The sequence below is a fragment of the Thalassospira sp. UBA848 genome, assembly GCF_002295455.1.
In the GTDB taxonomy this organism is placed as follows: domain Bacteria; phylum Pseudomonadota; class Alphaproteobacteria; order Rhodospirillales; family Thalassospiraceae; genus Thalassospira.
In genome coordinates, this window is sequence record NZ_DBGS01000054.1 from 1 (window position 1) to 5353 (window position 5353).

General features: G+C 55.6%; 6 protein-coding genes. 3 read left to right on the forward strand and 3 right to left on the reverse strand.

All coding sequences use genetic code 11. The annotated features are described in order from the left end of the window. Nucleotides 1-116 (reverse strand): Tex-like N-terminal domain-containing protein (locus B2R48_RS20340; RefSeq protein WP_414716178.1); only part of this gene is annotated, 116 nt, incomplete at its 3' end. A gap of 246 nt (nucleotides 117-362) precedes the next feature. Between B2R48_RS20340 and B2R48_RS20345 the strand changes: the two genes are divergently transcribed. After that, nucleotides 363-626: a DUF1674 domain-containing protein gene (locus B2R48_RS20345; protein WP_062956920.1), complete on the forward strand. Its 264-nt coding sequence runs from the start codon at nucleotides 363-365 to the stop codon at nucleotides 624-626. An 83-nt stretch (nucleotides 627-709) separates the two neighbouring features. Here B2R48_RS20345 and rpe read toward each other — a convergent pair whose 3' ends face one another. Next, nucleotides 710-1375, reverse strand: a complete 666-nt coding sequence (rpe, locus tag B2R48_RS06905; RefSeq protein WP_213475058.1) for a ribulose-phosphate 3-epimerase — start codon at nucleotides 1373-1375, stop codon at nucleotides 710-712. Nucleotides 1376-1507: 132 nt separating this feature from the next. Next, nucleotides 1508-2851, reverse strand: coding sequence for an RsmB/NOP family class I SAM-dependent RNA methyltransferase (locus tag B2R48_RS06910; protein WP_296999023.1), 1344 nt, complete (start codon nucleotides 2849-2851; stop codon nucleotides 1508-1510). Nucleotides 2852-3056: 205 nt separating this feature from the next. On the opposite strand from B2R48_RS06910, the gene B2R48_RS06915 reads away from it, so the two are divergent. Both B2R48_RS06915 and B2R48_RS06920 read left to right on the forward strand, forming a co-directional pair. Further along, nucleotides 3057-4067, forward strand: coding sequence for an MraY family glycosyltransferase (locus tag B2R48_RS06915; protein ID WP_296999025.1), 1011 nt, complete (start codon nucleotides 3057-3059; stop codon nucleotides 4065-4067). Between the two features lie 126 nt (nucleotides 4068-4193). Then, nucleotides 4194-5353, forward strand: a 1160-nt coding sequence (locus B2R48_RS06920; protein ID WP_296999027.1) for a polysaccharide biosynthesis protein, incomplete at its 3' end; no start/stop codon positions are given.

Consider the following 5353-nt stretch of genomic DNA (forward strand, 5'->3'; position numbering starts at 1 on the left):
CGGTAACGGGCGATGAACGGAACGGTGGAGCCTTCATTAAGCATCTCGACGGTGGCAATGACCTGTTCCGGACGAACCGAAAGTTCTTCGGCGATACGCTGGGGAATTGGACGCATGGTTTCTCCTTGTTTTGCTCGTAAGCTTGGAATAGCGGCTTTGTGCCTGCGCGAAAAGAGCCTGTTTTTTGCAAATTTTCGCACGCGGCCACATCAGGATTCCCTGTTTGATTCCAAAGGCCTGAAATCACTTGGGTTTGTGCATGCTTTTGCCCGATGGTCAGTGGACTTGCCGATATGGGTCGCGCACGTTATTTCTTTGGGAAATGTGATTTACAGGGCCATGCCCAAAGCAGGAGAAGCCGAATGGCCGGAAAGTTCCGCGAAACCGTCATTCACGAAGTTCCCAAGGAAAAGGCAGAGCCGCAGGCGGAAGCCAATCCGGCGTCTGAGGACATTGCCGGTGCAGAAGAAGCGCCCAAGCTGTCTCAGGATGCAATCAACGCCCTGAATGAGGCCAAGGCTGCCAAGGAGGCAGCCGCCAAGGCCCGCGAGATTGGCGGACCCAAAGGTCCGGAGCCGACCCGCTTTGGCGATTGGGAAAACAAGGGCCGCTGCATCGATTTCTGATTGCTGGGTTTGAGACAGATACAAGAAAGGCCGGAGCGATATGCACCGGCCTTTCTTGTATGGGCGATCAACGCTGTCGCAGATTATGCGCCGCGGATGGCTTTGATGTTGTTGGCATATTCAGACGGACCACCTTTGAAGGTAGCGGAGCCTGCGACCAGCACGTTCGCACCGGCTTCGATGACCTGCGGGGCGATTTCAGGGTTTACGCCGCCATCGACTTCAAGGTCGATATCGCGACCGGTCGCATTGATCATCTTGCGGATCCGCTTGATCTTTTCAAGCTGGCTTGGGATGAATTTCTGGCCGCCAAAGCCCGGGTTCACGGTCATGACCAGAACCAGATCGACCATGTCCATGACATATTCAATCACGCTTTCCGGGGTCGACGGGTTGAGCGAGACACCAGCCTTTTTGCCCAGCGACTTGATCAACTGCAGCGAGCGGTGCAGGTGCGGGCCGGCTTCGGCGTGGATGGTGATGATGTCAGAACCGGCATTGGCAAATGCCTCGATATAAGGATCGACCGGTGCGATCATCAGATGCACGTCAAACACCTTGTCACTGTGCGGGCGCAGTGCCTTGACCACGTCCGGGCCAATCGTGATGTTCGGTACATAGTGGCCATCCATCACATCGATATGGATATAGTCAGCACCGGCTTCGTCAACAGCGCGGACATCAACGCCAAGCTGGGCGAAATCTGCCGAAAGGATCGAAGGTGCGATTTTAATATTTGACGTGGTCATGCGTCACAGGTCCTGAAGCAATGCGGGATATGGGAAATGCGCGGCCTTCATACCCCAGATTGCACCCCATGTCACCCGAATGGGACTCATGGCTGCCTTGTGTGCGTCAAACTATGATCTTGTGGCTGAAAATCACGATTTTTTGACAAGGCGGGCACAGAAAAAGCCATCCATGCCGCCAAAATCGGCCATGTGAATCGGCAGAATGCGCAATTCACCAGCATCATTGATCGCCTCGTCCCAGCCACCAAGTTCATCAGCGGTGACGGGTTTGCGTTCATAATTCGGATGATCGGCAAGGAAGGATTTGACCTGATGCTCGCCCTCTTCGGGTTGAAGCGAACAGGTGCAATAGATCAACTCGCCCCCGACATTCAAAAGCTTGTCGGCCTGACGGAGAAGTTTGCTTTGGATCGGCAGAAGCGATTGCATCAGCTTATCATTCTGGCGCAGCAGGATGTCCGGATGGCGGCGAATGGTGCCGGTGGCCGAACAGGGCGCATCAAGGAGCACAGCATCAGCACGCGGTGTGTCGGGTGCCAGATCGGTGGCATCGCCAGTGACGACAGCCGCACCCAGTGACACACGCTCAAGGTTCTCGAAAACGCGTTTCAGGCGGCCTTCGGATTTATCGACCGCGATTGCACTGGCACCCAGAGATGCCAGTTGCATCGTCTTGCCACCCGGTGCCGCGCACAGGTCATAGATCGTTTTGTCCTGATAGGCCGAAAACAGGGTTGCCGGAATGGCAGCAGCCGCATCCTGCACCCACCAGTCGCCATCCTTGTAACCCGGCAGATCGCGAATGCGTCGACCCGGTTCAAGTCGTACCGACCCGGTCGGCAAGACAATGCCGTCCATTTTCTCGGCCCAATCAGCGGATTGCGTACGATCCTTGATCGACAGATCCAGCATCGCATGACCAAGGCAGGATTCGGCGATGCCCTGGGCGATTTCCGCACCATAGGCCTTTTTCCATGATCCGCGCAGCCATGCCGGGATGTTGAGCTGCCAGTCTTCGACACCTTCGGGCCATTCAAAGCCGTCACGCTGCAAGCCACGCAGAACCGCATTCACAAGCTTCACATATTTATGCAGGCCAGCATCGCGGGTCAGGTTCACCGTACTGTCGACCGCACCGTAGTCTGTTGTGTCCATAAAGAACAGCTGTGCGACACCCAGACGCAGGATGTTGGTCAGGCGTGCCGCAACCCTGTCCTGTGGCAGCTGATAGCGCGGCGCAAGCACCGCGTCAATTTCGCCGAGATGGCGCAGGGTGGTGCCAAGCAACTGTCGCAGGAAATTGCGATCAAGTGACGGCAGGCCATAACCATGCTTTGACAGAAGCTCGTCCAACGTCACTTCACCGCCGCGCAGTTCCTGCAGGGTCTTGAGTGCAAGCATGCGCGGATCCGGTGCCTCCGCCTGTTTGCGGGGGGCATTGCGCTGGGATGGACGGGAACGACGTTCTGCCAAAGGATATCTCCGGTTTCAGTTTATGTGCTGTAGTTAAGCCCAGCATGGCAAACTGTAAAGCATCAAGCATGGTTTTGCGCGGCATAGCTGCCTTGTGCGGCTTGGCCGGATGCATTGATCGGGTGAAAAGCCTTGCGATGGGCAATTGGTCCGGCTAATCCAGACGGATCAATGTGACGGGGACAGGGACAAGGGCGATCCAACGATGACTTTTGCAGGACTTGCGACCTTTGCAAGCATCTTTCTGGTCGGCTCTATGTTGCTGACATGGGTGGTGCTGAACTATCTGCGGCGCAAGGCAATCCTTGATATGCCCAACCACCGTTCCAGTCACGCCGTTCCGACCCCGCGCGGTGGCGGGCTTGCAGTGACACCGCTTTTGATTGTGCTGGTGGCAGGTGTTTTTGCCTTTACTGGTGTAACAGAAATCACGGACTGGTTGATGCTGGGGGCCTGTGCCGGGCTCGGGTTGCTCAGTTGGCTTGATGATCGTCATGACCTGTCTGCTGCCAAACGTTTTGCTGTGCAATTTTTCGCCGTAATCATTGGCATGTTGGCGCTTGATAAACCGGTTCTTGGTGGGTTGGTGCCGATCTGGCTGGATCACGTGTTGGTGGTTTTGGCATGGGTCTGGTTTATTAATCTGTTCAATTTCATGGACGGGATTGACGGGATTACCGGTGTCGAAGCCGGTTCAATCGGCCTTGGGATTTTCGTGCTCGCGCTTTATGTGCCGCTACCGCAATTCATTGGTCTTGGTTATATCGGGCTTGGCATTCTTGCGATCATGATCGGGTTTCTGATATGGAACTGGCATCCTGCGAAACTGTTTCTTGGTGATGTCGGGTCGGTACCGCTTGGCTTTATTCTGGGGTGGCTGTTGTTAAAGGTCGCATCCGAAGGGGCATGGGCCATCGCGCTGATTTTGCCATCCTATTATCTGTTTGATGCAACATTTACCCTGATCAAACGTGCCTTGCGGCGCGAGAAAATCTGGCAGGCGCATCGTGAACACTTCTATCAGAAAGCCACCCAGCGCGGCTTTTCCCATGCCCGGGTGTCGGTCATGATCCTGATCAGCAACCTTGTTCTGATCGGTGTTTGTTTTGCCCAGAGTGATACGCCGGACTGGATGCGGGTGATCGCAGCACTGATTGTTGTGCTTGGTCTGGTTGGCATGATGGTGCGGATGCCGGTGCGCGGAAACGCGGAGTGATGAACACTCTTCCGATGCGGGCACTGCTTGACTTGATCGGGACAGGACGCGAAAAGAAAGCCTTATCCGCCAGTCGCAAAGCGGGTATATCCTTATAAAAACATAAATCTGCGAGTAAGGGACCGCATGCTGCGATCGTTTCAGCGAAGCCACATCGCCTTTGTCCATGATGTCATCATGGCGGCAATCTCATTCCCGTTGGCGTTGTATCTGCGGGTCGGGGATGGTGTGGTTTACTATGCGCCGCATAACATCCTGTTTTCGGCAGGTATCTTTACGCTGATCGCGGCTGTGTCCTTCTGGTATTTCGGGCTCTATCGCGGGATCTGGCGCTATGCGTCGCTGAATGACGTGATCCGGATTGCCAAGGCCGTCTCGGTTGCGGTGGCCGTCCTTTTCCTTGTTCTGTTTCTGACAACGCGCCTTGACTGGATGCCGCGTTCGGCGCCGATTATTCAGTGGTTTTTGCTGATGGCGCTTTTGGGCGGGTCGCGTCTGACCTATCGGATTGCCAAAGACAAATCAACGGCGCGTGCACTGGTGCGCCAAGGGACGTCACGTTTGCCGGTTCTGTTGATCGGGGCTGGGGACGAGGCCGAGGCCTTTATCCGTGAAACCGAACGATCTGCAGATACGCCATTCAAGGTGATCGGCATTGTTTCCCTGACCCAGGGGCGTGTCGGGCGCAACATGCACGGTGTTGATGTTCTGGCGACGGTTGATCAGCTCGAAGACGTAATTTCGAAATTGCAAAAGGGCAGGTACGGTTTGCCCCGGCGGTTGGTTCTGAGCGGGGATGCGCTTCGCCATGAAGACAACGCCAACTGGGTCGAGATCGCTGATCGCTATGGCATGACGCTGGCGCGGTTGCCCAAGCTGGGTGATCTGCGTGAAGGCCTTGCTGATCCGCTGCAAATTCGCCCGGTCGCGATTGAAGATCTGCTGGGCCGTCCTCAGGCGCGGCTCGATCGCGATCGTGTGCGCGAAATGATTGCCGACAAGCGGGTACTGGTGACTGGTGCCGGCGGATCAATCGGTTCGGAACTCGTGCGCCAGATTGCATCTTATGGTCCAAGCAGTCTGACTTTGCTGGATGCCGGGGAGTTCCAGCTTTACGCCATAGATATGGAAATGGCGGAAAAGCACCCGGATATTCCGCGCGAAAGTATTCTTGGCGATGTGCGCGATCAAACCCGGATCGGTCAGGTGTTTGATCGCTACAAACCTGAAATCGTGTTCCATGCGGCGGCGTATAAGCATGTGCCGCTGGTTGAGCACAACCCCAA

Excerpts from the sequence above, each read along its gene's own strand:
- B2R48_RS20345 (WP_062956920.1), top strand. The coding sequence starts at position 363 with ATGGCCGGAAAGTTCCGCGAAACCGTCATTCACGAAGTTCCCAAGGAA.
- rpe (WP_213475058.1), bottom strand. The coding sequence starts at position 1,375 with ATGACCACGTCAAATATTAAAATCGCACCTTCGATCCTTTCGGCAGAT.
- B2R48_RS06915 (WP_296999025.1), top strand. The coding sequence starts at position 3,057 with ATGACTTTTGCAGGACTTGCGACCTTTGCAAGCATCTTTCTGGTCGGC.